This window comes from Pleomorphomonas diazotrophica (assembly GCF_002844595.1).
GTDB lineage: Bacteria > Pseudomonadota > Alphaproteobacteria > Rhizobiales > Pleomorphomonadaceae > Pleomorphomonas > Pleomorphomonas diazotrophica.
This window is the reverse complement of the sequence record NZ_PJNW01000031.1, coordinates 1-452: the sequence shown is the minus strand read 5'-3', so window position 1 is coordinate 452 and position 452 is coordinate 1. Positions and strand designations below refer to the sequence as shown.

1 protein-coding gene is annotated in these 452 nt (G+C 67.5%); it reads right to left on the bottom strand.

The features are described 5' to 3' along the window. Window positions 1–17 precede the first annotated feature (17 nt). Window positions 18–452, bottom strand: a 435-nt coding sequence (locus CXZ10_RS21260) for a class II D-tagatose-bisphosphate aldolase non-catalytic subunit (RefSeq protein ID WP_143741589.1), incomplete at its 5' end; no start/stop codon positions are given.

Genomic DNA, 452 nt, shown 5'->3' with positions numbered 1-452 from the left:
GGCGACGGGGCACTCGGTCAGAGGCAGGCTTTGAAATAGTCGTCGAGGACGAGGTCGACCATGGCCAGGGACAGGCCATGGGCGGTGGGCTGGACCCGGCCTCGGCGGACGCCCTCGTAGACGCCGCGCAGATACTGGGAGATCAGCGTCTCCGGGATGGGCGTGTCGCCGAGGAGGGCGAGGAGGTCCTCGGTGGCCTTGGCGATCTCCGGTTCCGGCCAGTAGTAGCGGATGCGGTCCGAATAGCTGAAATGCCGCTGCAGCCGCTGCTCGTCGGGCGTGCCGAGATAGTATTTCGCCCAGTTGTCGGGATGGGCGAGCATCACCCGCTCGAAGGTGGCGGCAAGCGTCTCCTTGCGGCGGCCGGCGTGGAGCACCTCGGCGATGTGATCGAGGCCGTAGAGTGCCTCGCGCAGCGCAAACGTCAGGGCCGGGCCGACCTTCAGGATGGA